The organism is Primorskyibacter sedentarius (genome assembly GCF_004342065.1).
Lineage (GTDB): Bacteria > Pseudomonadota > Alphaproteobacteria > Rhodobacterales > Rhodobacteraceae > Primorskyibacter > Primorskyibacter sedentarius.
In genome coordinates this window covers 193,175-219,450 of sequence record NZ_SLZU01000001.1, presented here as the reverse complement: position 1 = coordinate 219,450, position 26,276 = coordinate 193,175, and the positions used below count along the sequence as shown (strand labels likewise).

The 26,276-nt window shown below is 62.4% G+C and carries 18 protein-coding genes; 6 read left to right on the top strand and 12 right to left on the bottom strand.

The window, feature by feature from the left end; all coding sequences use genetic code 11:
- Position 1: 1 nt before the first annotated feature.
- The gene (locus EDD52_RS01040) at positions 2-1,519 is read right to left on the bottom strand and encodes an alkaline phosphatase (RefSeq protein ID WP_132241170.1); all 1,518 of its coding nucleotides are present in this window, start codon (positions 1,517-1,519) and stop codon (positions 2-4) included.
- A gap of 356 nt (positions 1,520-1,875) precedes the next feature.
- Here EDD52_RS01040 and EDD52_RS01035 point away from each other — a divergent pair, with 356 nt between their 5' ends.
- Together EDD52_RS01035 and EDD52_RS01030 are read left to right on the top strand one after the other, a co-directional pair.
- A complete protein-coding gene (locus EDD52_RS01035; protein WP_132241169.1) occupies positions 1,876-2,265 on the top strand; it encodes an antitoxin Xre-like helix-turn-helix domain-containing protein in 390 nt (129 codons plus the stop codon).
- The gene (locus EDD52_RS01030; protein WP_132241168.1) at positions 2,262-2,951 is read left to right on the top strand and encodes an RES family NAD+ phosphorylase; all 690 of its coding nucleotides are present in this window, start codon (positions 2,262-2,264) and stop codon (positions 2,949-2,951) included. Before EDD52_RS01035 ends, EDD52_RS01030 begins: the two co-directional genes overlap by 4 nt.
- A 147-nt stretch (positions 2,952-3,098) precedes the next feature.
- Here the strand turns inward: EDD52_RS01030 and EDD52_RS01025 are convergent, their stop codons facing one another.
- Genes EDD52_RS01025 through dctP form a run of 5 tightly spaced genes read right to left on the bottom strand, consistent with a single transcriptional unit; the run spans position 3,099 to position 8,800 of the window.
- Entirely contained in the window at positions 3,099-4,613 is a 1,515-nt protein-coding gene (locus EDD52_RS01025) for a malonate--CoA ligase (RefSeq protein WP_132241167.1), read from the bottom strand.
- Complete coding sequence (locus EDD52_RS01020) at positions 4,610-5,866, bottom strand: malonyl-CoA decarboxylase (RefSeq protein ID WP_132241166.1); 1,257 nt, start codon at positions 5,864-5,866, stop codon at positions 4,610-4,612. Before EDD52_RS01020 ends, EDD52_RS01025 begins: the two co-directional genes overlap by 4 nt.
- Positions 5,863-7,179 (bottom strand): TRAP transporter large permease, encoded by a 1,317-nt coding sequence (locus EDD52_RS01015; protein ID WP_132241165.1) that lies wholly within the window; start codon positions 7,177-7,179, stop codon positions 5,863-5,865. Before EDD52_RS01015 ends, EDD52_RS01020 begins: the two co-directional genes overlap by 4 nt.
- Entirely contained in the window at positions 7,180-7,755 is a 576-nt protein-coding gene (locus tag EDD52_RS01010; protein ID WP_132241164.1) for a TRAP transporter small permease, read from the bottom strand.
- 58 nt (positions 7,756-7,813) lie between these two features.
- The gene (dctP, locus tag EDD52_RS01005) at positions 7,814-8,800 is read right to left on the bottom strand and encodes a TRAP transporter substrate-binding protein DctP (RefSeq protein ID WP_132241163.1); all 987 of its coding nucleotides are present in this window, start codon (positions 8,798-8,800) and stop codon (positions 7,814-7,816) included.
- 131 nt (positions 8,801-8,931) lie between these two features.
- Here dctP and EDD52_RS01000 point away from each other — a divergent pair, with 131 nt between their 5' ends.
- The 3 genes from EDD52_RS01000 to EDD52_RS00990 all read left to right on the top strand — a co-directional run bounded on the left by EDD52_RS01000 (position 8,932) and on the right by EDD52_RS00990 (position 16,129).
- Positions 8,932-9,621: a GntR family transcriptional regulator gene (locus EDD52_RS01000; RefSeq protein WP_132241162.1), complete on the top strand. Its 690-nt coding sequence runs from the start codon at positions 8,932-8,934 to the stop codon at positions 9,619-9,621.
- 485 nt (positions 9,622-10,106) lie between these two features.
- Positions 10,107-14,660 carry a molybdopterin cofactor-binding domain-containing protein gene (locus EDD52_RS00995; RefSeq protein WP_132241161.1) on the top strand — a complete coding sequence of 1,518 codons (4,554 nt, stop codon included), beginning with the start codon at positions 10,107-10,109 and terminating at the stop codon, positions 14,658-14,660.
- Between the two features lie 38 nt (positions 14,661-14,698).
- Positions 14,699-16,129 carry a hypothetical protein gene (locus EDD52_RS00990; protein WP_132241160.1) on the top strand — a complete coding sequence of 477 codons (1,431 nt, stop codon included), beginning with the start codon at positions 14,699-14,701 and terminating at the stop codon, positions 16,127-16,129.
- Positions 16,130-16,223: 94 nt separating this feature from the next.
- Here EDD52_RS00990 and arsJ read toward each other — a convergent pair whose 3' ends face one another.
- From arsJ to EDD52_RS00975, 3 genes are read right to left on the bottom strand one after another with little or no spacing between them, the layout of a single operon-like run.
- Positions 16,224-17,489 carry an organoarsenical effux MFS transporter ArsJ gene (gene arsJ / locus EDD52_RS00985; protein WP_132241159.1) on the bottom strand — a complete coding sequence of 422 codons (1,266 nt, stop codon included), beginning with the start codon at positions 17,487-17,489 and terminating at the stop codon, positions 16,224-16,226.
- Positions 17,486-18,484, bottom strand: a complete 999-nt coding sequence (locus EDD52_RS00980) for an ArsJ-associated glyceraldehyde-3-phosphate dehydrogenase (RefSeq protein ID WP_132241158.1) — start codon at positions 18,482-18,484, stop codon at positions 17,486-17,488. The genes arsJ and EDD52_RS00980 overlap by 4 nt, the downstream gene beginning before the upstream one ends.
- 4 nt (positions 18,485-18,488) lie before the next feature.
- Complete coding sequence (locus EDD52_RS00975) at positions 18,489-19,331, bottom strand: arsenate reductase/protein-tyrosine-phosphatase family protein (RefSeq protein WP_132241157.1); 843 nt, start codon at positions 19,329-19,331, stop codon at positions 18,489-18,491.
- Between the two features lie 347 nt (positions 19,332-19,678).
- On the opposite strand from EDD52_RS00975, the gene EDD52_RS00970 reads away from it, so the two are divergent.
- Complete coding sequence (locus EDD52_RS00970; RefSeq protein WP_132241156.1) at positions 19,679-21,547, top strand: heavy metal translocating P-type ATPase; 1,869 nt, start codon at positions 19,679-19,681, stop codon at positions 21,545-21,547.
- 30 nt (positions 21,548-21,577) lie between these two features.
- Here EDD52_RS00970 and EDD52_RS00965 read toward each other — a convergent pair whose 3' ends face one another.
- Genes EDD52_RS00965 through EDD52_RS00955 form a run of 3 tightly spaced genes read right to left on the bottom strand, consistent with a single transcriptional unit; the run spans position 21,578 to position 25,915 of the window.
- A complete protein-coding gene (locus tag EDD52_RS00965) occupies positions 21,578-22,786 on the bottom strand; it encodes an efflux RND transporter periplasmic adaptor subunit (protein ID WP_132241155.1) in 1,209 nt (402 codons plus the stop codon).
- Between the two features lie 5 nt (positions 22,787-22,791).
- On the bottom strand, positions 22,792-25,161 hold the full coding sequence (locus tag EDD52_RS00960; protein WP_132241154.1) for an ABC transporter permease: 2,370 nt from the start codon (positions 25,159-25,161) through the stop codon (positions 22,792-22,794).
- A gap of 7 nt (positions 25,162-25,168) precedes the next feature.
- Positions 25,169-25,915: an ABC transporter ATP-binding protein gene (locus EDD52_RS00955; RefSeq protein WP_132241153.1), complete on the bottom strand. Its 747-nt coding sequence runs from the start codon at positions 25,913-25,915 to the stop codon at positions 25,169-25,171.
- Between the last annotated feature and the right edge of the window lie 361 nt (positions 25,916-26,276).

Here is a 26,276-nt window from a genome sequence, read left to right as displayed (position 1 = left end):
GTTAGTCCGCGGTCACGGCGTGGTGCATGACGTGGAAAATCACGTTCTGCTCGATCGTGCCGTCGAACAGATGGGCCCAAGGCCCCTTGGCATAGACCATGACGTCTTCACCCGAATGGGTTTCCGACGATTTGGGGATCAGCGCCTGCTGGACATAGTCCAGATCGGTCGCATCTTCCTGTGTCACGTCGGGGCGGGCGCCGGAATAGTCGTTGCCGCCATCGATCTGCTTGAGCACCGATCCGACACCGTTGAGGTAGCCGATGACCGTGTAAGGTTTGCCATCATCGGCAAGCAGCGGCTCGTCCGAATGCTTGTCGCCTTCCTTGGCCACGTCATAGCACAGGCCAAGAATGTCGGACCCACGGCCACAATAGCCGTTGAACGCGATGGCGTGCTCGTGGTCGGCAGTGACGATGATCAGCGTGTCCTCGTCATCGGTCAGCTCATCCGCAAGGGCCACGGCCTCGGCAAAGGCGACACCGTCACGCAGAACGCGGGCGGCGTTGCCGTCGTGGTTGGCATGGTCCACGCGACCAGCCTCGATTTCCAGGAAATAGCCGTTTTCGTTCTGGCTGAGGAATTCGATGGCGCGGCGGGTCAGATCCGCCAGCGAAGGTTCGTCCTCATCCGCGCGGTCGGCCTCGTATTCCATGTGGCTGTCGTTGAACAGGGCCAGAACCGGTGCGTCATTGCCAAGCTGGCCGAAGGTTTCGGTGTTCCAGGCATATTGGACGCCCATGTCCTTTGCCTTTTCAATCAGGTTCACGCCGTCCTTGCGGCGACCTGCATTGCCTTCCTCGGTGGTCACACCTTCAGGGGCAAAGTGACGGCGACCGCCTCCCATGGCCAGATCAAAAGTGCCGGCTTCGATCGCGTCGATCAACTGGGCCGCGATGTCCTTCTGGGCGGTGCAGCCTTCGGGAACGCTGTCTTCCCAGTTGCGGTCGGCGGTTTTGGCATAGGTGGCCGCCGGGGTCGCATGGGTGATGCGTGCGGTGGACACGACACCAACCGATTTCTCCATCCCGGTCACGATTTCACCAAAGGTGGTCAATTCGTTGCCCTCGACGGTCGCGCAATCGCCGTGAATGCCGTTCTCATTCAGGTTGATAAGGTTGAAACGCTGCTTCACGCCGGTATTCATCGCACCCGCGGTCGGGGCGGAATCCGGTGTCTGGGCGTTGATGTTGTAGGTCTTGACCAGCGCGGCCCACCAGTCGGTGGTCTCGTAGGGAAGCACGTTTTCTTCGCCCAGCATGCCCTTTTGCTGCCCATCAAACAGCCGCAGCGCATAGTTGGTGCCGACGCCGTTGCCATCCGCGACCAGAAGGATCACGTTCTTGGCTTTGCCGGTCTTTGCCTGCCGGGCCAGCATGGCCTCGATATGGGATTGACCGGCTGTGAACCACGCGCTGGAGGCCTGCGGCAGGTCCATCGTTTGCGTTTGTGCGAATGCGGCGGTCGAAAGGGCGAACAGCGACGCCCCGAAGAGGGCGGTTTTTTTCGAGTCGAGCATGAGTATCTCCTGAGGGCTTTGGCCGCAGTGGCACGGCTCTGCCCGTGGCAAATCTCAGCGGTTTGCGAAGTGCTTGTGACAGTTTGGCAAAGGTTTTGTGACGTGAGGCGCGAAGGCGCGAGAGGTGCGACCCGAGTGCGGGACTTTGATGCGGCATCTATGGTTTTGGTTGTTTTACGCTGCCATATACGCCTTTGGGTTGCTTCAGGGGCGCGCCGGATGAGAGGCCGGAACGACTTGATTCCCTGTCTTTCTTGGTAAGGAAAATTCCGCCACTTTGGACATCAGTGGTCATATGGACTTGAAAATTCATCCACATGGACTTATCTTGCGTGGAGAATGATAGGGAGCGTCCCATGGAAAACCTTGTGATGGAGCGTCCGGCGCCGGATCGGCAGGCCGTCGCGCTGAAGGCATTCGCGCGGATTGCAGAGGCATGGTCTTTGACCCTGCGCGAGGCGGCAGGGCTGGCGGATATGTCGGAATCCACGTGGAAACGGGCGAAAAAGCCGGGATATGCCGGCGATCTTACCCAGGATCAGATGCTGCGTCTCAGCGCGCTTGTCGGCCTGTTCAAGTCGCTGGAGCTTTATTTCAACGAACCCATATCGCGCGACTGGGTGAAGCTGCCCAATAGCGGGCCGGAATTCGATGGTGCGCGGCCGGTGGATGCGATGATCTCGGGGGGGCTTCCCAAAATCCTGCGCGTGCGCGCCTATGCCGATGCGCTGCGGGGTGGGATGTGAGGATCACCTCTCTGAACGACCGTGCGCTTGTGCGGATGATCTCGGAAACCTATCACAAACCGCCCGTCCTGCGCGGGCTTGTGGATTCAGATGAAGAGGCCGCTGTGCTTGCTGCCTTTGAAGGAGAGACCAGCGCCCGCCTGATCGCCGAACGTGAAGGCAGCCCCGCGCTGGACAGGCGGGAATTGGCATTCGCGCGCCGCTCGCATGACCTGAAACTCTACGGGCAAACCCATATCAACGCAGCGTTCACCTATACGCGGCCCACGGGAAACCGTTTCAACACGGGCGAACGGGGCGCGTGGTATTGCGCGTGGGACATGATGACCAGTGCGCAGGAGGTTGGCTATCACCGCACGCGCGAGCTGGGGTTCATCGGCAGGTATGAGGACGAGGCGCGCTACGTCGAACTGCTTGCCGATTTCATCGGTGACTTCCCGGATCTGCACGGTCAGGCGCACCCCGCGCTGGACCCCGATCCGGAGACGGGATACCCGGCGGGGCAAGCCCTTGCGACCGAGCTGCGCGGCGAGGACCACCGCGGGCTGATATACCCATCGCTGCGCAACGAGGGCGGGCGCTGCTTTGTCGCCTTCGACCCCGGCATCATCCAGAACGTGCGCCCGGGCGCGAGTTGGAAGCTGGTGTGGAAAGGCGCGCCGGAATTCAGCATCGAAGGGGTGTAGCCGCCGCGAGGGGCAGAGATGCGCCTGCGCACCCCGATCCAGAGGGGCCGAAGGTGGCATGCAGCCTTTGGCTGGCTATGCGGGCGCCCGCGTAGGTTTGCGCAATGGGCCGATCGTCATGCAAGTCAGCCCACTTGGGAAAATGCCTCAGCCCTCGGCGAAGGCGTTCTGGTATTCATCCCGCAGCAGGTTCTTCTGGACCTTGCCCATCGTGTTGCGCGGCAAAGCGTCCACGAGGACGATCTTGCGGGGATGCTTGAAACGGGCAAGCTGCTTTGCACAGGCCGATTGCAGCTGATCAAGGTCCGGTGCGGACCCGGCCCCGGCCACGACCACGGCCAGCACTGTCTCACCGAAATCCTTGTGAGGCACGCCGATGACCGCGCTTTCCATCACGCCGGGCTGATCGTCGAGCACCAGCTCGATCTCCTTGGGATAGATGTTGTAGCCCCCCGAAATAATCAGATCCTTGTTGCGCCCGACAATGGTGACATAGCCTTCGTCGTCCTGAACGCCCAGATCACCGGTGATAAAGAACCCGTCTGCGCGCAGTTCGGCTGCGGTCTTCTCGGGCATCTGCCAGTATCCCTTGAAGACGTTGGGCCCGCGCACTTCGATCTGGCCGACCTCGCCGCGCGGCAGCTCTGCGCCCGTGTCGGGATCGGTCACTTTCAGCTCCACGCCGGGCAGGGGGAAGCCAACCGTGCCCGCGCGACGCTCCCCCTCATAGGGGTTGGAAGTGTTCATGTTTGTCTCTGTCATCCCGTAACGTTCAAGGATGCGGTGGCCGGTACGCTCCTCGAACCGGATATGCGTTTCGGCCAGCAGCGGTGCGGAACCGGAAATGAAGAGCCGCATATGTTGCGTCAGATCGCGATTGAAACGGTCATCATCCAGCAGCCGGGTGTAGAAGGTCGGCACGCCCATCATCGTGGTCGCCTCGGGCAGGCGCGCAATGATGGTATCGAGGTCGAACTTCGGCAAAAAAATCATCGCTCCCCCGGCCAGAAGCGTGACGTTGGACGCAACGAACAGACCATGCGTGTGAAAGATCGGCAGCGCATGCATCAGCACGTCGTCCGGCGTATAGCGCCAATACTCCACCAGCGTTTCAGCATTGGACAGAAGATTGGCCTGCGTCAGCATCGCACCCTTGGACCGGCCCGTGGTGCCGGAGGTGTAGAGGAAGGCGGCCAGATCATCGGCGCTGCGCTCTGCGGTCGGGAAGGTTTCGGCCTGTCTATCTGCTGCCTCGGGCAAGCTGCCTGTGCCATCACCGTTCAGCGTCAGCATCCGGGCGTCCAGCCCTTCGACCATGGGGCGCAGATCCGCCTCTTTCGCGTTGTCGGCGACAACCAGTCTGGCCCCTGAATTTTCGATGAAATAGGCCAGTTCATCGCGCGTATAGGCCGTGTTGAGCGGCAAGAACACGACGCCCGCCTGCACGCATGCAGCATAAAGCGCCAGCGCCTGCGCGGATTTCTCCACCTGGGCGGCCAGCCGGTCGCCGGGCCTGAGGCCCGCATCGCTCAGCACATGCGCAAACCGCACGGCCATCCTGAGGAAATCGTCATGGGTCAGCACCCGGCCCGATGGCAACAGCAGGAAGGGGGTGGACTTGCCTTCATGGGCCCCGAACAAACGGTCGTAGAGCGGGTTCATTGTGCGGCTTCCTTCAAGATGGTCTCGCCGACCTGCGCAAGGCTGCGCAGCTCGTTCGATGTGGCGATGGTGGCATCGCTGGCGAATTTTTCGTGGTTTTGGGATATTCTGGACAGATCGTAAAGGTAGTTCACCATGACCCCGTGCGATTGCGCCCGCCCCTTGGGCGATACATCCGCGTCTGCGTGAACGGCATGAACCAGCGCGCCATTTCCAAGGTGGAAAGAGGCCACCGGATCAAGCGGTTTGCCATTGCCGCGTTTCGCGCGGGTCAGGTAATAAGCCGCCAATTGGCGCAGTGCAGTGCCATCCTCTGTCTCTTGCGGCAGGTGCTGATCCGCAAGCCAACGGGCAAATCCCGGGATGGGGGACAATGTGACAAAGGTCTTCAGCCCCGGCAGTTCGGTGGAAAGATCCGACGCCACCTGCTTGATCAGCGAATTGCCGAAACTGATGCCCGCAAGGCCCGATTGGCAATTGGAGATCGAGTAGAAAACCGCCGTATTGGCCTGTTCGGGCGGCAACGGGTCGCGTCCTTCGGCCAGCAGCGCCTGGATGGAGCCGGGCACGCCTTGTGTCAGGGCGACCTCCACGAAGATCAGGGGTTCATCCGACACGGCCGGATGAAAGAAGGCAAAGCACCGCCGGTCGGCCGGTTGCAGGCGGCGGCGCAGGTCGTCCCAGCTGTCGATGGCATGCACGGCCTCGTACGCGATGATCTTTTCAAGGATATGCGCAGGGCTTTCCCAGCTGATCGGGCGCAGCACCAGAAAGCCGCGATTGAACCACGAGGCAAAGAGGTGGCGGAAATCGATGTCCAGTGCCATCAGCGCATCATCGTCGCGCCCCAGCCGCAACAGATCGGATCGCATCATCACCAGAAGGCGCGTGGCACCGGGCACCTGGTTGAGGCGACGGATAAGCTCTTGCCGTGGCGGTTCAACGGCGGCCATGAAGCTGCGGTAGCTGGCCTTGCCGGGGGCGACCTCGTAAGCGTCAAGCGCGCTGCGCACCGCTTCGGGATCAAGGTCCATTTCGCTGGCGAGGTGATGGAAAAAGGCGCGCTTTTCGTCATCATTCCACCCGGCATAGCGGTCGAGGATCTGGCGTGCGACGGCCTGTCCGGTGACGTCGCCGGCCGTGCTGACAAGGTCGGCTGTCAACTCTGACAGCGGGCGGTCGTCCTCGCGTGCGAGGCCGAAACGGTAGCGGCGGTCAAAGACATTGCTCAGCAGATCGGCAAAGATGCTCATAATCCCGGTCCCATAACCATGTTTGGCAGCCAGGTCGCCAGCCCCGGAAACACGCATAGCAGCACGATTGCCACCACCATGCAGCCGACAAAGGGCAGGGACCCCAAAAGGATCGTGCGCAAGGAGATATCCGGCGCGATCCCGTTGATGACATAGAGGTTCAATCCGACGGGTGGAGAAATCAAGCCGATTTCCATGTTGATCGTCAGCACGACCGCGAACCAGATCGGATCGAACCCGGCTGCCTGAATGATTGGCAGAAGGATGGGGGCTGCCATCAAGATGACTGCGACGGGGGGCAGGAAAAAACCTGCAATCAGCAGAAAGACGTTCACCGCAGCCATGAGCACCCAGCGGTTGACCTCCAGCTCTCCGATCCATGCCGCGATGGACTGGGTGATGAAGAGAGACGACAGCATGTAGCTGAACACGCCGGCCGCCGCGATGATGAAGAGGATCATCACGCTTTCGCGGGTGCTGTCGCGCAGCACGACCCACAGGTCCCGCGGGTTCCACAGCTTGTAGATCACCATGGCGATCACAAGGCACAGGAGCGCGCCCACAGCTGCCGTTTCCGACGGCGTGGCGATGCCGCCATACATCGCGTAAAGCACGCCAAGGATGATGAAGAGGAAAGGCAGGACGCGGGGCAGGATCTCGAACCGTTCCGCCCAGCTGTAACTGCGGGCCGTCAGCTTGTCGCGGTCACCAGAGCGGGCCGTGGAATACAGCGCCCAGGCCATGAAAAGCGCCATCAGCATGAAGCCCGGAATGACGCCTGCAAGGAACAGCCGCCCGATCGAGGTTTCCGTGGCGATGCCGTAGACGATCATGGTGACCGAAGGCGGGATCAGGATGCCCAGCGTGCCGCCCGCCGCGATGGAGCCTGCCGCCACGCCATCAGGATAGCCGCGTTTGCGCATCTCGGGGATGCCCATCTTGCCGATGGCCGCACAGGTGGCGGGGCTGGATCCGGACATGGCCGCAAAGAGCGCGCAGGCCCCGAGGTTGGAGATCACCAGACCGCCGGGCACCCGGGTCAGCCAGCGCTCCAGCGCCTCATACAGGTCTGCGCCCGCGCGGGTCGAGGCGATGGACGCCCCCATGATGATGAACATCGGGATGGACAGCAGCGCGAAATTGTCGAGCTTGCCGAACAGGATTTCCGGCATCAGCTCCAGCGAGCGCATCCCGTCAAAGACCAGCAGGAAACCGGCAGAGACAATCAGCAGGCCAAGGGCGACCGAAACGCCGGAAAACAGAACGAAGATCGTCATGAAGGCAACCAATGCGCCAAGCGTCAGCGGGTCCATTCAGACGGCTCCTTTGGATGGTGTCGGGCTGGGCTCTTCGATGCCGAAGGGTTTATCCACCCCGGTCAAAAGCGCCACGAGATCGGCCACGAGCTGCAACAGCAACAGCGCGAACCCGACCGGGAGTGCCAGGTATGGGATCCAGAGTTTCACCCCCCAGACCGTGTCGGACCGCCAGCCGCGATCCCACGCGAAATGCCAGTATTCGTAGCCGTAAAACAGCATCAGCGCGACGATGGCGATGGACAGGGTAAGCGTGACGACGGCCATGGCCATGCGAAGGCGCGGGGGCAGGGACAGCGGCACAAGGTCCACATTCACATGCCCGCGCAGGCGCTGGACATAGGACAGCCCGATCAACGTTGCGGTCACCACCAGGTAGATCACCGCCTCTGTCTGCCAGATGGTCGATCCGTTCAAGACCGAGCGCACCCAGATCATCTGGCAGGTGATGATCACCGCCGCGACGATCATCGCGGCCGCGCACCATCCTGCGAATGTCGAGATTGCCGCGACCAGGCGGAGAAAGGGATTGTTTCCGGTCCGCGCCACCGCGGCCGAGCTTTGGCCAGCCATGCCTGCCTCCGTGCGTTTGCATATCGGGGCGGCCCGGTTGCGCCGCCCCTTTCAGGGATCAGTCTACCGAAAGTGCCAGGTCCAGAAGCTCCTGACCCCCGGGTGTTTCCTCGACGAAGGCCTTGTAGGACGTCTCTTGCGCCAGGGCGCGCCAGGCTTCGAACTCCTCGGCGCTCATCTGGGCAATCTCGACACCGTTATCGGCAAAGACCTTGGCCGACTCCGCGTCCTGCTTCTTGGCCTCTTCAAGGTAATAGGCCTGCGCTTTTTCCGACGCCGCCATCAGCGCGGCCTGCTGGTCTTCGGTCAGACCGTCAAAGGTGGCCTTGTTCATCAACAGCGGCTGATACATGAACCACAGCGCGTATTCACCCGCAGGCGTGTAGCAGGCCACCTGTTCGTAGATGCGATAGCTGACAAAGGAAGATGACGACGTGTTGGCCGCATCCAGAACGCCCGTCTGCATCGCGTTGTAGATCTCTGACGAGGCCATCGACGCGATGGACGCCCCGGCACCTGCCAGCATCTGCTCGAACGCCTTGCCGGCCGCGCGGGTCTGTTTGCCTTCCATATGCTCGGGCGCAGTGATGCAGCCATCCTTGCCGGCAAAACCGCCCGCCAGATAGCCGTGGACAAGTACTTTCACATCATCCCCGGCCATGATCTCCTCGATCTTGCCCATGAATTCGCTGTCGTTCATGCGCGCGGCGTGATCGTGGTTCTTCACCAGTCCCGGCATCAGCGTCAGGTTATAGGCAGGTTGCTGGCCGCCCGCGTAGCTGAGCGGCAGGACCGTCATGTCCAATTGCCCACGGCTGAGCGGGTTATACTGCTCGCGCGCCTTGAAAAGCGAGGCGGATGGAAAAATCTTGATCTCCAGATCGACATCAGCAGCGGCCACTTCGTCAGCGACGATCTGGGCCACTTCGTGACGCACATCGCTGGTGGACCACTGATGCGACAGGCGCAATTCCGTTGCAGAGGCCGCAATGCCGGATGTGAACAGGGCAGCGGCCGCGACGGTGGCGGTGAATGACAGTTTCATGATTTCCTCCCAAAGTGCCGGATTTTGTCCAGACTGCCGGGACGGTGGCAGCGATGGCGCATCATGTCAACCAAACTGTATACAAGACGGCTCATATTGCGTTCAAAGCGGTTTCGTGATCTATGCTGTTCATGGATCGCAAACGGTCAGACATCATTGCCGACGATATCGAGGGGCTGATCTTCGACGGCACTTTTGCCGACGGGGCGCGGCTTGACGAGGTGCAGCTGGCAGAGCGGTTTTCCGTCTCGCGCACGCCCGTCCGCGAAGCGCTGCAACGGCTGGCGCTTTCCGGTCTGGTCGATCAGATTCCGCGCCGGGGTGTCTTCGTGCGCCAGCCCGGACCGGTGGAGCTGATCGAGATGTTCGAGGTCATGGCAGAGCTGGAGGCGGTCTGCGCCCGTCTGGCGGCCAGCCGCATCAGCGACGACGCGCTTGCAAGGCTGGAAAGTACGAATGCCCGCTGCGCCGAGGCGGTTTCGGCGAATGATACCGACAGCTATTACCACCAGAACGAACTCTTCCACGCCCTGATCTATGAGCAGGCCGGGAACGGCTTTCTGCAACAGGAGGCCCTGAGATTGCAACGCAGGCTGCGGCCGTTTCGCCGGATGCAACTGCGCGCAAGGGGGCGGCTGAAACAGTCCATGGCAGAGCATCAGGCCGTGGTCCACGCGCTGAAGGACGGCGACGCGGCGGGTGCTGCGGATGTCATGCGCAGCCATGTCGCGGTTCAGGGCGAAAAGTTTCACCACCTGCTGGGATTGCTGAAAACCGGCGGGCGCGGCAATGCGGGCGGGGGGGCACCCTCGACACCCTGATTGCTTCTCGCGGGGCGTGCGTTCTGCACTCGGGCTAAGTGACCCTGACAGAAAGCGCACAGCCCCCGTGTCGCGTCACGATGCTGTTTCAATGGATGCGTACTGATCCCGTGTGGTTCCGGCATGGCGGCGTGGTCGCGGGTGGCCGCCTTCCAGCCATCGCGGCCTGACCGAAAAGCTGCCACATGAACGACTTGACGCCGCCGTGTGGGCGACCGTTCCGCATGCCGTGCCGAGCGACGTCAACGTCCGTCTTGCGTGGGTTTGCGCCATGTCGCGGAGCACTCGTTTAACTCGATCTGATCGCACAGAATACAGCTATAGCGGGAAATTTTCCTTGCGGGATGTGCGGTTTGCGGTCAGACAAATGGTCAGAACGACCGCTCCCGGCGGATTGCCGAGGGCCCCCATTTGGTTCGTATCATCTTTTTCCCGTTCCCCCGATCGCACATTCCAAACTGACTTCGCGCAGGTGATATTCGAACATGACAAGCAATAGCGTCTCCTTCTTTCTCAACGGGCAACGTCAGATCGTACATGATCCATCGCCCCGGCTTTTACTGATTGATTTCCTGCGATCACCGGAGATTGGACTGGCCGGCCCCAAGAAGCCCTGCGGGCAGGGCGGATGTGGCGGCTGCACGGTGATCCTGTCACGTTGGAACGGCGACGGGGACCAGCCAGAGCATCGCGCAATCAATTCCTGCCTGCGCCCGGTTTGCGCATTGGACGGGCTGTCCGTGACCACGATCGAAGGAACGGGGGGCGTCGCGCGTGGGCGTCCTGAGCGGCCCGCGCATGCGCAGGTGTTCTCGCGCATGGCGCCGCAATCCCCGTTGCAGACGCCCCATATCCAGAAGGAAATGGCCGAGGCGCGCGCGCATCACGAAAACCTGCGCCGCGCCGCCGGGACCGAGGCCCGCAATCAGGCGGAAGGGGTCGCCCCGGCCGCCGAGGCGCGCGTCCCGCAGGACAAAGCCGAAACGAGTGGCATGAACCCCGTCGCCTACCGGCTTGCCGCGAATAACGGCAGTCAATGCGGCTATTGCTCTGTCGGGTTCGTGATGAACATGTCCGAATTCATCGCCAACAACCCCAAGGCCACGAAGCGGGAGATCGAGCAGGCCTTTGACGGCAACCTGTGCCGGTGCACCGGCTACCGGCCCATCCTGACAGGCATGAAATCATTCGCCTCTGACTGGACAGAAGCGGATGCGCGCAACCGTATGAAATGCAAACTGGACAGCGACGCAGGGCTACAACGCCCCTTGCGGTCGGTCAACATCCCGTTCCCTTCGGCGGCAAAGGCCCCGGCGCGGCCTGTCGATGTAAAGGCGGAGGGCAAGCGCTGGACGACGCCAGCGGATCTTGCCGGGCTGATTGATGTGATGCGCATGGCCGGGAAGGGGCCCATGCGGCTTGTCCATGCCAACACCTCTTTCGGGATCTACAAGGACGAATATGTCACCGCTGCGGACTATCTCGACATTCGGGAGATCGCAGAGCTGAACGCGCCGCCGCACGTTACGCCAGAGGCGATCCGCCTGTCCGCCGGGACGACCTATAGTGACCTGATCGCTTTTCTCGAAGGCGAGATGACGAAACAGGGGCTGACCGTCGAAAAGAAGGGAGAGACCTTTTTTGACACGTCCTCTGCCCTTGGCGTGCTGCATCATATGGCGATGCGCACTGCGGGGCGGATCGTGCGTAACGCGGCCACGATCGGCGGCAACCTCATGCTGGTGCTGCATCATATCGAGGAAGCAGAGCCTTTCCCGTCGGATCTTGCGACGGCGATGGTCGGGGTGGGGGCAGATGTTGAATTCATCGATATCAGGCGCGGCAATGATGCCGAGGTGATGCCGCTGCAACAGCTGGTCAAAGCGTGCCGGGATGATCCCGACCTTGCCGCGTCGCTGGTGCTTCTGGCTTTCATCCTGCCGAAAAAGCACGCCGTTAGAGGCTATTACCCGCACAAGGTTGCCCTGCGGGAGGTCAACTCGCACAGTCTGGTGAATGCGACGACGCATCTGGGCCCTGACGGCGCGGCCCCTGTGCTGGTGTTCGGGGGGATTGCGCCATATCCTTGGCGCGCGCGGCAGACCGAAGCGTTGATTGCCGAGACGGGCCTGTCGCTGGCCGCTATCCCGAAGATCACGACATGCCTTGAAACCGAAGTTCTCGTCCAACTGGAGATGTGGGCAGAGCGGATGGAGGGCCTGCCGTCCGAAGGGATTTCCGACCGGTACAAGGCGCAGCTTGCCGTCAGTTTCCTGTACAAATCCATCATTGCCGCGCTGATTTCACACGGTCGTTCCGTGCCGTCCGATCTTTCATCCGCGGCCGAGATGTCATGGGGCAGGTGGCCTGTCAGCGACGGCCATCAGTCGTGGAAATCGCGCAGTTTCGAACAGCCGGTGGGCGAGCCTTTCATCAAGGGGCGCGCGATGGAGCAAGCCTCGGGCCAGATCCACTATGCGCATGAGCTGCCCGTGCCGCCCAACACCGCCTATGCCAGTCTGGTGCAATCGCAGCGTGCGCTTTCCCGCTTTGCATTCACCTGCCCGGGCGTCAGGAGGAAGGTGAAGGTGGCCGATCTGCGTGACCACCTGCGCGACAAATTCCCGGACTTCGTGGACATCATGACGTCCGACGATTTTGGCCCCGGCCAGATCAACCTGCAAGGCATGGGGTCCGACCAGCCGATCTTTGCAGAGGAAGAGGTCAGCTATATCGGGCAGACTATCGCGCTGATCGCCGCGAAGCACGCACAGGCGGCCGAGGATATCGCGGCCCATGTCGAGGCGGAGTGCATCCATTACGAGGCGACGCAGGTGCCCGCCGATGCGCCCGACTGGTGGCATCATCCGGTCCTGTCGCTGGAGCAGGCAATAGCGGTTGGCAGCATCTATCCCGATTGGCCCTCGCAGGCGAGTTTCATCTCGCATATCTGGCGGATCACCCGGCCGGGCAGCAAGCTTGACTGGGTCAACTCTGACGAAGACCCGCTTGACCGGACGCCGCTGGACGAAGAGATGACGCTGGACGGCGTGCCATGCCGGTTGGTCGGGCAGACCCAGCAGGTTGGCGGCCAGATCCATTTCTACATGGAACCGCAGGCCGCCATTGCAGAGCCGGTGGACAGTCACCAGATGGTGCTGCGCCCTTCCAGCCAAAGCCCGATGGAAATGCACCAGACCGCCGCCATGGCAACGGGGATGCATTACAACCGGATCGATGTGCAGATCCCGCCCGTGGGGGGCGGGTTCGGCGGCAAGACCGAACAGGCGCGCTTTGTCACCGGGGCTGCGGCAAAGGCGGCCGATGCCATCCGGCGGCCCGTCAAGCTGGCGCTGACGCGCGAGCAGGACACGGCGATGATCGGCAAACGGCACGGCTATTACGGCCAGACACGGGTGGCGATCGACAAGGGCGAACTCGACCCGGAAGATCGCGGATTGCTGCGGGGTTTCGTGACGCGGCTTTGGGGGGATGGGGGTGCGTTCTACGACTGCTCTTTCATTGTCTCCAACTGCATTCAGACCCGGATCGACAATGCCTACCGCATCCCGAATTTCCAAAGCCAGATTGACGTGTGCCGGACCAATACCGCACCCAGCACGGCCTTTCGGTCCTTTGGGGATATACAGGGCAAGCTGATTGTCGAAAGCGCCATCGAGGACGCGGCCTATGCCGTTGGCATGACGGGCGAAGAGGTGCGCGCCAAGAACCTCTATCAGCGGGGCGACGTCACGCCCTTTGGTCAGGCGCTGTCCTTTTGCTACATCCGCGAGGTCTGGGATTACCTGAAAACGCAATGCGACTATGCCGCAAAGCTGAAAGCCGTCGAGGATTTCAACGCGGCGAATAAATGGCGCAAGCGCGGCATTGCGATGATGCCGGTGAAATACGGCTCTGGCTACAACCTGACCATGCTGGAACAGGCCACGGCGATGCTGTCGATCTATCAGGCCGATGGCACGGTGATCATCCATCAGGGCGGCGTCGAGATGGGGCAGGGGTTGCTGACACAGGTCCGCCAGATTGCGTCCTACGTGCTGAACATCCCTCAGGACATGATCATCGTCGAGGCGGCCAAGACCAGCGTCATCCCCAACCCGATCAGCACCGGCGGTTCAACCGGCACGGCCTATAACGGCGAGGCGGTCAAACAGCTGTGCGGGCAGATGCGCGACCGGCTTCTGGGCTTTGCGCAGGATATGCGCACCGAACATGGCGACGAATGGTGTACCGCGCAGGGCATCGATTACTGGAACCATGGGGCCGAGGGCTGGCAGGCCTGTTCCGGCGACGGGGTGCATCTGGTCTGGCAAAAGATCGTGGCGCTTGCCCATACCAACCGGATTGGCCTGACCGCCACCTTCACCGCGCCGATCCGGGGCGGAGAGGTCTCGATGCCCAATGTCACCTACAAACCCCATGACCAGCAGCCGCATATTCCGGGCTATACCGTCGATCCGGATGCCAATGGCGGTGGGTTCGACAATTTCGTGGGGTTCACCTATTCGGCGGCAGTTTCGGTGGTCGAGGTTGATGTGCTGACCGGCGAAAGCAAGGTCATCTCCTCTGACATTGCCTATGACATGGGATGGAGCCTGAACCCCGCAATCGATATCGGTCAGGTCGAGGGCGCGTTTGTCCAGGGCATCGGCCTGGTCCTGTCCGAAAAGCTGGCCTTTCAGCAGACGGGTGATGAGGCCGGCCGACTGAATACGCTCAACACATGGCGCTACAAGGTGCCCGCCACAACCTCGATCCCGCTTAAGATGAACGTGCATCTTTTCCCGCGCGATCTGGCAGAGGTGCCGCCCAGCCCGACTGATGGCGTCTTGTCCTCCAAGGAGGTGGGCGAGCCGCCGCTGGTGCTGGCAACCAGCGTGTTCTTGGCGTTGCGCAACGCGGTGCGCGCCTCGCGGGTCGAACGCGGACTGCCCTGGGCCTTCAACCTCGATGCCCCCGCCACGGTCGACGCGGTCCGGGACGCTTGCGAACTCGACCTGACACAGCTGAATGGCTGACCCCCGAAACTGTTTTCCAAACGACGAGGAGCATAGACATGAAAGCAATTCTATCCCCCGCAATTGCTGCCCTGCTTTTGGCACCGGGCATGGGCGTCGCGCAAAGCGCCGCCGCGATCAATCCGGCCTGTCCGGCTAATGCGACAAAACCAGTGGCGCCGGGCACGAACCAGTCGCCGAATTACGTCGCCGAAAACCCCAACGCGCCGCAAAGCCCATACCCGGATTTCGGGTTCATGGTGACGCCCGCGGAATATTTCGGTTGCTGGAGCGACCAGCCGATCTTTCGGCTCAAGACCGATTTTCCAGAGGCCGTGCCTAAAGAGCTGCCGCCCTTCATGGAGATGGATTTCCAGACCGATACCCATGCCTATCTGATGGCTGTGCGGGATTATGCGCTTGCCGGAAATACGCCCGATTGGGACCCTTTCGCCAACAGCCAGGCCAATTGGTATCACATCCCCTGGCTGCATACCTCGACCTCTGCCTATCCGCCCAATGGCGGCACCGAAGGGTTTCGCGGGCTGATCAAGGAGGCACCTGTGTCACCGGGGCAGCTTGGATCGGGGCAGATGGGGCAGGATGGCAACTATTCCGTTTATGCGATCACGCTGATCAACGAACAGGGCGGCTATACGATGGGCCAGATGTGGAAAGACCAGAACGCGCCCAACCCCGAGGCCACGGACAGGCGCTATGGCGGCGGCTTCCCCGTCGGGACGGTGTTTGCAAAACTGCTGTTCACGGACGCGCCTAAAGGTGTCGACCACCTGCCATTTCTGGAAAACCCGCTGTCATGGCTGGCCTATATCACGCCGAATTTCTGGACGTCGTCCACGCGCGCTGTCCAGCAGGTCAACCTGTTGCAGATGGATATTGCAGTGCGGGACGACCGCGCCGGAGAGACCGGATGGATCCTTGGAACCTTTGCCTATAACGGCCAATTGGGCAACGAGAACAAGTTCGAGAACCTCGTGCCGGTTGGCCTGATGTGGGGCAATGACCCCGATAATCGTACCAACAAGACAACACCTTTCCCGCCGGTGAAGACAGAGGTGAACCCGGATCTGAAAGAGACGATCATCACCGACTCGCCCGACTTGCCGCCACAGCATCTGGGCTGGAACGGGCGTCTGAACGGGCCTGCGGATCTGAACACGACCTCTTGCCTGTCCTGCCATATCAATGCGCAATATCCGGCCGTGACCGGCCTTGTGCCAGCAGGCGCCGTGCCGGATGGCGGGCCGATGCCGCCTGCGGCGGGCGGGTCCGACGAATGGATGCTGTGGTTTCAGAACGTGGCTGCCGGAACCTCTACCAACGATGCGGCCTATTCCACGGATTTCTCGTTTCAGGTCGCCATTGCGCTGACCAACTTTTTCGAGGCGCGCGACGCCGCCGAGCAGGGGATGCGCGCGGCAGAATTCGGGGTGCAGCCCATCCCGATCCAGCGCGGGTTCAACGACTGAGGCCTAAGGGCCGAAACCAACGGGGCGACCAAAATCTGGCCGCCCCAGTCCTTCATCTCGCCCGGAAAGCAGCGGTTCCCGTCAGCGCGATGCGTCAGGCCCGCGCTTCGGTATCAACCCTGGCGTTCAGCTGCGATGTGCCCAGCCAACTGAGGCCAATCATCACCGCCGCAGTTGCCAGGCACAGTGGCAAGCCGCCCACCTGATAGGTGAATCCCGACAGCACCGTTCCAAGAAGCCGCCCCGCTGCGTTGGACATATAGTAGAACCCGACATCCATCGTGACGCGGCGGGCATCGGTGAAGCTGAGGATCAGGAAGGAATGCAGCGAGGAATTCACCGCGAAGATCCCGCCAAAGATCAGCAGGCCTGCGATGATTGTGACGGTCAGCGCAGGGGACGGCTCTGCCGCGATCAGGACCAGCGTGGCCAGCAGTGCAGGAACAACGGCCAGCGCTGCTACCCAACGTCGGGCCTGCGCCAGTATCTCTTCGGGGCTGCGGGAGGCCGCCTTGAGGATGCTGGGTGCCCAGCCCTGCACGATCCCGTAAAGGATGGTCCAGACGGCCATGAACGTCCCGATCGTAAAGAAGGCCGCGCGGTTGCCGTCCTCGCTGCCGTCCGACAGCACGGCGTAGAAATAGATTGGGATTCCGACGACGAACCAGACGTCACGGGCACCGAACAGAAACAGCCGCGCGGCGCTCAGCCAGTTGATGTTGCGGTTCTTCGACAGCACTTCGGAAAACTTCGCATCCTTGCGACCAACCGGCAGGCCGGTGGGCATGCCACTTGCCACGCCGATCAGGATGACAAAGAGGATCGCCGCCATCGTCAGAACCGACGGCACGAAGCCAAAGAGCGCAAGTACCGCGGCCCCCAGCAGGAAGCCCGCGCCCTTCACCGCGTTTTTGGACCCCGTGAGGATGGCGACCCAGCGAAACAGCCCGCCATCATCGGCTGGTGCAAGGATCTTCACCGCGCTTTTGGAGCTCATCTTGGCCAGATCCTTGGCGACGCCCGATAGCCCCTGTACCAGCATCACGAAAATCACCGATGCGGTGATCCCCCAGGCCGGATCAAGCTGCGCCAGCGCCAGAAGCGCCACGATCTGCAGGACAAGCCCGGCATAAAGCGTCGATGTCAGGCCAAACCGCGCCGCGATCCAGCCCGCCGACAGGTTGGTGACCACGCCCGCGATCTCGTAAAGCACGAAGAGGTAGGCCAGTTGCACCGGTGAAAAACCCAGCGTGTGGAAATGCAGCAAGACCAGCATCCGCAGCGCGCCATCGGTCAGCATGAACGCCCAATAGGCCGCCGTCACGGTCATATATGCGCCAAGCCCTGCCGGACGTGTCATAGCTTGCCGCCCACCATCAGCGCGACGTCGATCAGCCGGTGGGCATAACCGTATTCATTGTCGTACCAGGCGTAGACCTTCAGTTGCGTGCCGTTCACGACCATGGTCGACAGCGCGTCAACGATGCTGCTGCGCGTGTCATTGGTGTAGTCGGAGGAGACGAGCGGGCGCTCCTCATAACCCAGGATACCCTTCAGCGGACCTTCGGCTGCGGCCCTGAACAGGGCGTTGACCTCTTCGGCGGTGGTTGCGCGCGCCATCTCGAACACGCAATCGGTGATGGAGGCATTGAGCAGCGGCACCCGCACGGCATGTCCGTTCAGCTTGCCTGCAAGCTCCGGGTAGATCAGCGTGATGGCCGTGGCCGAACCTGTCGTGGTCGGGATCAGGTTGGTCAGGGCCGACCGCGCGCGCCGCATGTCCTTGGCCGGGCGGTCCACGATGGTCTGGGTGTTGGTCACGTCGTGGATCGTGGTGATCGATCCGTGTTTGATGCCGATGCCTTCCAGCAAAACCTTGACCACCGGCGCCAGACAATTTGTCGTGCAGCTGGCCGCAGTGATGATCTGATGTGTGCCCGCGTCGTAGATGTTGTCATTCACGCCGTAGACGATATTTGCGGTCGGGCCATCCTTGACCGGAGCCGACACGATCACCTTCTTCACCCCTGCCGCGAAATAGGGGGCCAGCTTTGCCTCTGTCTTGAACGCGCCGGTGCAGTCGATCACCACATCGACGCCGTCCAGCGGCAGATCCTCCAGCCTGCAGGCATTGGTCAGCGGAAGGCGCGTGCCGTTGATGGTGATGCTGCTTTCATCGGTCGCGAATTCGGCGGGCCACTTGCCGTGAACGGAATCGAATTCCAGCAGCAGCGCATGCATTTCCGGATCGCCTACGGCGTCATTCACAAAGGCAATCTTCGCGCCGCTTTCCAGAAGGGGGCGCAGGGCAAGCTTGCCGATGCGCCCGAGGCCGTTGAGGGCATAGGTCGTCATGTGTTCAGTGATCCTCTGCGATCTTTTCCCTGCCGATTTCGTCGACATGTTTCTGAAGAGAGCTGCCATCCAGCTGTTCGAAGGGCAGGGCGGTGAAGGCGGTGATCCGGTTGCGCAGCGCGCCGTAGGTCTGCTGAAACGCCAGCCTTTTCTGCGCGTCCGTGCCCTCGGCCTTCACCGGATCGGGCATGCCCCAATGGCCAGATACAGGCTGGCCGGGCCATGTCGGACATTCCTCATTGGCGGCGCGGTTGCAGACGGTAAAGACGAAATCCATCTGCGGGGCATCCGGACCCCAAAACTCGCTCACGTTCTTGGACCGCAGATGCGAGATTTCGTGCCCCTTGGATTTCAGCATTTCGACGGCGAAGGGGTTCAGCTCTGACCGGTGCTGCGTGCCTGCTGAATAGGCCGTGAACTTGTCGCCAGCCATGTCGCGCAGAATGGTCTCGGCAAAGATCGACCGGGCGGAATTTCCGGTGCAGACGAACAAGACGTTGTATTTCCTGTCAGTCATGGGGGTGCTCCTCAATTGATTGGCAAGCTGCGGTGGCAACAGATCGGCCCGGCCGCGAAACGAATCCAGCAAGAGATCCGAGATAACCTCGCCTGCAGCGGTCAGGTTGACCGCATAGTGCAACCGTGTCCCGTCGCGGCGTTGCGAAATCAGCCCGGCCTGTGTCAGCGACGACAGGTAGACAGAGGCCGTGCTGGGTTTGAGCGACAGAACATCGGCAATCTCGCCGGCCGAAAGATCGTCCGGATAGCGCCGCATCAGCAGCTGGAAGACAGCCATTCGCTGCGGATGGCTTAGGGTGGACAGGCGAAGGATAAGCTTTGATTCCATATTTCATGAATAATGGAAATATATTAGGCTGGTCAACTTGTTTTTGCGTGAATGGTGTCCCTTTCCCGCGCGAATTTGCGGCGGGCGAGCGGGCGTGGATGGCGGCTCTATGACACCTCGTTGTAATGATTGTGTGACAGTTCGCGCCGGTCAATCCTCGCTGGTGAAGGGTTGCTGGCCCAGGCCCTGTGCGAGCCAATACGCCGCAGGCTCTGCAGAAACGTCTATAACGTCATGATTTTTTGAGGTTCTTTATGGCGGGGTCGAACAGTGCGCGGTAACTCAGGCTCGACGCCCCCGCGCCCCTGCGTAATGATGCAGCACGCGCCACCGGAGACATTGAGCAGTTGCAACAGACACGGACCGATCTTTTGAGAAAAGCATTGCTGGCGCTGGCTGTTGTCGGCCTTGTGGTCGGGCTGGCGCTTTACTTTGCGGACAGAAACGCTGCGGCTGATATGGCGTGGACGCTTGGCGTGCTGCCAGTGCTGGCCGCGCTGGTCGTCGAAATCCTGCGCAGCCTGTGGCGGGGCGAGGTGGGGCTCGACATTGTTGCGGCCCTGTCGATGACCGCCGCCTTGACCTTCGGTGAAACGCTGGCGGCTGCCGTCGTGGCCGTGATGTATTCGGGCGGCAATTTCCTCGAAAGCTTTGCCGAAGGGCGCGCCCGCCGCGAAATGCACGCCCTGTTGTCGCGCGTGCCAAGAACGGCGACGCGGCACCGCGATGGCGGACTGGAAGAGGTGCCGCTGGATGATATCGAGCCCGGTGATCTGCTGCTGATCCGGCAGGGCGACGTGGTGCCAGTGGATGGGACTGTCGCCTCTGGCACTGCCTTTGTTGACGCCTCTGCCCTGACCGGCGAGTCGCTGCCTGCGCATCTGTCCGTGGGCGCCGAGGCGATGAGCGGATCGACCAATGCGGGCGAACCCTTTGATCTGACGGCGACCCGTGTCGCGCGGGAAAGCACATATGCCGGGATCGTCCGGCTGGTTGAAGAGGCGCAGCGGTCAAAAGCGCCGATGGCACGGCTGGCAGATCGCTGGTCGCTGGGGTTTCTGGCGGTCACGGTCGTGATCGCTTTTGCCGCGTGGTGGTTCACGGGTGATCCGATCCGCGCGGTCGCTGTTCTGGTGGTGGCGACGCCCTGTCCGCTGATCCTGGCGGTGCCGGTGGCACTGGTTGCGGGCCTGTCGCGGGCTGCCCATTTCGGTGTGCTGATCAAGGGCGCAGGTCCGCTGGAGACGATGGCGCGCATCAGGACGCTGATCCTCGACAAGACCGGCACGCTTACTGACGGACGGCCCCAAATCGTTTCGATCGACAGCTATGACGGTGTCAGCGAGGGCGATCTTCTGCGGTTTGCAGCGGCGCTGGATCAGGCGTCGAAACACCCGGTCGCGCAGGCAATCGTTGCCGCCGCAAAAACACGCGGGCTGGACCTGCCTGTCCCGTCAGAGGTGTTCGAGAGGCCCGGCGAAGGCGTCGAAGGCATGGTTGAGAACCGCAAGGTGCTGGTCGGTGGAAACGCATTTGTGGCAGGCAAGGTCGCGGCTGTTTCGGGTGAAGGGCCGGATCTTGATGCCGGGTCTGTGCTGGTTGCCGTGGCGATTGACGGGAAAATGGCCGGGCATCTGGTGATGGCTGATCCGCTGCGCGCCGGCACGGATGCGATGCTGGCCGGGCTGCGGCGCGAGGGCGTGCAGCGCATCCTGCTGGCGACCGGTGACCGGATCGAGGTGGCAGAGCGCGTGACAGAGGGGCTTGGCCTTGACGGGTTGCGGGCGGGGCTCTCGCCCGATCAGAAAGTGCTGCTGGTGCTGAGCGAGCGGAAGCATGGCCCGGTCATGATGGTGGGGGACGGTGTCAATGACGCGCCTGCACTTGCCGCGGCGGATGTGGGCGTCGCGATGGGCGCGCGCGGAGCTGCGGCCTCTGCCGAAGCCGCAGACGTGGTTCTGCTGGTGGACCGGGTGGATGAGCTGGGACCGGGGATCGAGATTGCCCGCCGGTCGCGCCACATTGCGATGGAAAGCGTGGTGGTCGGGATCGGCTTGTCGGTGCTGGGGATGATCGCTGCGGCCTTCGGCTACCTGACGCCGGTTCAGGGCGCGGTGCTGCAAGAGGTGATCGATGTGGCCGTCATCCTCAACGCGCTGCGAAGCCTGCGGATCACCCCTCGCGACGCAGTGCCGGAAAAACCTGTGCGCGAGTGACGGCTCTGCCGCGCCGGTTAGTTGACTAGATCAGCGCAGCGTCTCTGCCGCGCGGTCCGTGATCTTCACTCCGTCGGACAGGGCATTGGCGGGATGCAGGACAACCTGTTCGCCTTCTGACAGTCCCGCCAGAACCTCTGCCTGCTGGGCGCCGATCCGGCCAAGCGTCACATCCCGTTGCCGGGCAACGCCGTCTTCGGCGACAAATGTGGCCCAGCCATCGTCGGTCCGGAAGGCGGCGGCAAGCGGCAGGCGGAGCGCATCTTCGGTCTCCCACATCACGATGGTGAGGAACACGCCGTAATTCTGACCGAGCCCTTTGCGTTCCTCCGCCGGGGTCAGCAGATCAAAGACCGCGTCGACGCGCTGTTCCTCGATGCCGAGTGCGGATACGACAGTGCGTGCCACCGGGTCCACGCGCCTCAGCACCGCATCCAGCGGCTCCCTGCCGCCCCAGCGATCCACCCGCGCCACGGCGTTCTTCGGAAGCTCAACCGCGTCCGAGGACAGCAGATCGGCCACGATTTCCAGATCGGTCGGGTCGCCCACTGCCAGAAGCGGAGTGCCTGCCTGAACGGTGCGCTCGCTCAGCATATCAAGCCGCAGCACCACCCCGCTGACCGGGGACGTGACCTCGCGACAGCAGGCGTAGCTTTGGGTTTCGGGGTCTTCCAACAAGGCTTGCGCCCGGACGACAGACCCCAGCGCCATTTCGTGCCGCGACTTGGCCGCGTCAAGCGCAGCCGTGGCGGCGTTGAGTTGCAGTGTGGCGCTTTCAAGCGCGGTTTCGGTGGAGATGCCGCGGCTCACCAACTGCTCTGTGCGATCATATTGCGCGCGGGCATAGCGCTGCTGTTCCTCGGCGGACTGGATTTCGGCCAGCGCGGCCTGTTCGGCGGCTTTCGCCTCGGCCAGCGCAGCCTCGGCCTGCGCGCGGCTTCGCGGATCAAGGATGGGGGCTGCGGCGGGTTCAACCACCGCCACGACGGTTTCGCCTGCGATCACCTCGTCGCCAACACGGACGGGCGCGCGTTGCGCGATGCCGGTGACCGGGGCTGCGACCTCGTAGATTTCGCGCACGCGGGTGACGCCGTCTGCCTGAACGGTCACTTCCATCGGTCCCCTGGAAAGCACATGCAGATCCACCGCTTCCGGTTCGACCCGGAAGGCAACGGTGGCAAGGGCTGCGGCAATGGCAACGGCGACGAGCGTTATGAGAAGCGTTCTGACGGATATCATGGGGCTTACTCCCGTGTCTTCATGACGGCGACAAGGTCCAGCCGGTTGACGCGGCGCAGGACGATTAAGACAGCACCAAGGGCTGCGGCAAGGGTAACGACGCTGGAAAGCGCAAAGGACCGGGGGCGGATCACGAGCGGCAGCGCATAGAGGTCGGACGAGAACTGCGTGGTCATCAGCCGCGCCACCTCGAACCCGATCCACCAGCCCAGTGGCTGGGCCAGAACGGCCAGCAACATGGCCTCTCCGATCAGCACCCAGTTGACCTCCCACAGGCCGAAGCCGAGGATGCGCAGCGAGGCAAGTTCGCGCGCGCGCTCTGACAGCTGGATACGCGCGCCGTTATAGGCAACACCCACCGAGATCGCGGCGCCCAGCAGAACATAGATCAGCGACATTGTATTCATGTTGGCCGCGATCGTATCCTCGAAGGCCACCTTGTTATCCGACAGAAGCAGCGCGCCACCGATGCCCGGCGCATCCTTGATGGCGGCGTGAAACGCGTCTTCCTGATCAGAGCGGAGCGTCACGATGATTGAAGAGAATTGCGGCTCTCGGCGAAGCATGCGGTCCACGGCATGGGCGGACATATGGCCGAATGGTCCCAGATATTGCGGCACAACCCCCACGACCGGCAGGCTCACCGGATCTGTCAGGCGACCCGTCAGCGTCATCTCCACCTCGTCGCCGATCCGCAGGCCCAGCCGGGGCATCAGGCTTTCGGTCAGCAGCAGGCCTTCTTCGGGTGGATCGACCGCGCCGTCATCTCCCAGAATGCGAGCCAGATCGGCGCCGGGCACGATGCCCTGTACGGTGGCGTCTTCCTCGTGGTGACCGTTGCGGAAGGTGGCAGAGAGCCACAGCAGCCCCTCTGCCTGCATCACCCCGGGAAGGCGGCGGGCGTCTTCCAGCGTGGAGGCGGGCACGTCATTGGCAAAGGTCAGGATCACATCCTGCCGGTTTGACAGGTCAAACGACATCTCGAGCAGCCGGTTCAGCGAATCCGGCATGAAATTCGATGCCACCAGAACCGAGGTGCCAAGCGCGTAGCCAAGGCAGGTGGTGCCCGCGCGCATGGGCCAGCGCGTGATTGACCGCAGGATCATCATGTCCGTTTGTGGCAGGCGCAGCCGGGTCAGCACCCGGTCCAGCAGACCTTGCGAAAAGACCGGTGGCGGGGCGGGTGCCATTGCGACGGCGGGTGGAAGGCGGGCCGCGGCAAGCGCCGCGCGGATCGCACCCAGTGACGCGGCGCCAAACCCTGCCAGCGCGCCAAGCGCATAGGTCGTCCAGGAGATGCCGAAGATCAGTTCAGGGAAATCGTAAAAGCGGGCGTAGATTTCGGCCATGGATCGCGAAAGCCACGCGCCGAATATGAACCCGATCCCGATGCCGATCAGCGCGACCAGCCCCGCCAGCAGCAGGTAATGCACAAGGATCGCCTGATTGGAATAGCCGGTGGCTTTCAGAAGCCCGATCTCTGCGCGTTCCAGCGCCACGATACGGCCGATCACCATATTGACCAGAAAGACAGAGATCACGAGGAATACCGGCGGCAGAATCCAAGCCATGATCCGCAGCCCCTCGATTTCGGAGTCGAGGAAGGCGTGGCTGATCTGGTCGCTGCGGTCATGGGCGCCGACGCCGCCATAGGGTTCCAGCAGCGTGTCGATCCTGTCGATCACGGCTTCGGGCTGCGCATTGCGCGTCAGCGAGACGACGATGTTGTCGACCGCGCCGGTCATGTCAAATGCGGCTTCGGCGGCAGGGACGGGCAGCCAGATGATCCCGTGGCTGGCCGGGTCGGGCATCATGGAACCGGGGCCGATCGTGTAGATGAATTCGGGGCTGAGGGCGGCCCCGACGATGGTCAGTTCACGCCGCGTGCCCCCCAGATTGGCGGCGAAACTGTCACCGGGGTGAAAGCCGTGCGCCTCTGCAAAGGGGGCATTGACCAGTATCTCGTCCACTGTGCCGGGATCGGGCCAGCGGCCTTCGGTCAGGATCAACTGGTTGAGCTGGGGGCGTTCTGCCTCGGGCAGTGACACAATCTGCGCGGTGACAGGACGCACCCGTCCGGGCAGGTCAAGGATGACAAAGCGCGAGATGCGCGCCTCCAGATCCCGGACGCCGCGAATGTCGCGCAGTTCCGGCAGCAGCGTGGCGGGCAGGCGTTTGGCCTGAACGAAGATGTCGGCAAAGGCGTTCTTTTCGTAATAGGCCGCGCGGGACCGGTCGAGCGCCCCCGACATGCCCACCGACATCAGCAGAACCGAAACGCCACAGGCCAGCACGACCGCGATGGCCAGCACCTGCGCCCACATCCGCCTGAGGTCACGCAAAAGCTTCAGGTCGATGGCGCGGGCACGGATCATCTGCGCCTCACCAGTCGATCTCGGACGGGGCAATGCGGTGGGCATTGGTCTTTACGTCCACCAGCCGCCCGTCCGTGAAAAACAGCACCCGGTGCGCCATTTTCTGGATCATCGCATTATGGGTGATGACCACGGTGGTCGTGCCGGTTTCGCGGTTCACCTGCTCAAGCACTTCCAGCACCTGCACGCCGGTCTTGCTGTCCAGCGCGCCGGTCGGTTCATCGCAGAGCAAGACGCCCGGCCGCTTGGCGATTGCGCGCGCAATGGCGACGCGTTGCTGCTCACCCCCGGACATTTGCGCAGGGAAGTGATCCAGCCGGTGGGAAAGCCCCACCAGCCCCAGGGCCTCATCCTCGTGCATCGGTTCGGGCGCTATGTCGGTGACCAGCCTGACATTTTCACGCGCGGACAGGGACGGGACGAGGTTGTAGAACTGAAAGACAAAGCCGACATTGTCGCGCCGGTAACGCGTGAGCCCCCTTTGGCTAAGCGCGGTCAGCTCGCTTTCGCGAAACCAGACGCGGCCGGATGTCGGCGTGTCCAGCCCACCCAGAATGTTCAGCAATGTGGATTTACCGGAACCGGATGCGCCCAGAAGCACGGTGAACTGCCCCTCGAACAGATCAAGTGTCACATCATCAAGCGCGGTGACCGACGTTTCGCCGGTCTTGTAGACCTTGCTCAGCCCTTCCGTGTGGAACGTCCTGCCGGGAGAGGAGGGCGCTTGCGCGGCGTTTGTGGTCCGATTGGTCAAGCTTCACCTGTCGCATCGTGCCGGGGATCACTGCATGATAAATAGCGTTTGCGCGCTCGGCGAGCCTTGATCGAAGTCAATGACTTTGGGCGAGGGGCAGGGGCGGGGCCACTTGATCCCAGGCTGGTGCCACGCGATTGCGGTTGGCCTGTCGCGGCGAGGGGCCGTGAAATGTGCCTTACCCGCCCCCCCCCCCGGTTTCGGGGGGCGCTTTGCATCGTCTCGATGTGAAGAAAGCGGGGCCGCGCCATTGGCAGCGACGGTGCTTTGGAATGGGTCCGGCTTAACGGGGGCGTGTGTCCGCCCCGCCATTTTCAGGCAGGGCGGGGGTAGGGGCCGGCCGCCGGGTGATGCCCCGGCG